The organism is Stenotrophomonas sp. GbtcB23 (assembly GCF_019091045.1).
Taxonomy (GTDB): Bacteria; Pseudomonadota; Gammaproteobacteria; order Xanthomonadales; family Xanthomonadaceae; genus Stenotrophomonas; species Stenotrophomonas rhizophila_A.
The window spans coordinates 1-528 of the sequence record NZ_JAGXKC010000178.1 but is presented as its reverse complement, the minus strand read 5'-3'; the positions used below and the strand labels follow the sequence as shown (position 1 = coordinate 528).

Here is a 528-nt window from a genome sequence, read left to right as displayed (position 1 = left end):
TTCGCCCAGCAGACGGGCGTTCTCCAGTTGCAATTCGATCTCATCGCGCCGCGCTTCCAGCCACGGCTGCAGGTCGGCACCGGCGCCGTAGGCGGCCAACGCCGTGCGTGCGCGATCGCGCGCCAAAGGCAGGCTCTGCGTGTTCTGGCGCTCCAACTGGCCGGTTAACCCGCGCCATCGCGCCATCGCGCGTTGCACCGACTCGGCTTGGATGCGCCGGGCCTCATCGCGCTCTGCGGACACCGCCTCCAGCTCAGCCCGTCGTGCCACGATGCCTCGTGCTTGGCGGTTCTTCTGGAACAGCGGCAGGCCCACGCCCACTTCCACCATGAGCATGTCGCTGCGCGCCATGCCGTCGAGTGCGCGCTCGCGACGTCCGTAGGTGAGCTCCACACTCCAATCCGGGCGGGTTTCGGCCACGGCCGCATCCACCTGGGCCTGGGCTAAGCTCTGGCGTGCCTCCCAGCCCAGTAGTGGTGTGTGCTGGTCCAGGTTGGCCAGCAGTTGGGTGGGCTCCAATGGCAACTG

At 68.2% G+C, this 528-nt stretch carries 1 protein-coding gene; it reads right to left on the bottom strand.

Annotated elements, in window-relative coordinates; all coding sequences use genetic code 11:
- On the bottom strand, positions 1–528 hold a 528-nt coding region (locus KVS69_RS18690; RefSeq protein ID WP_217539475.1), incomplete at both ends, for a TolC family protein.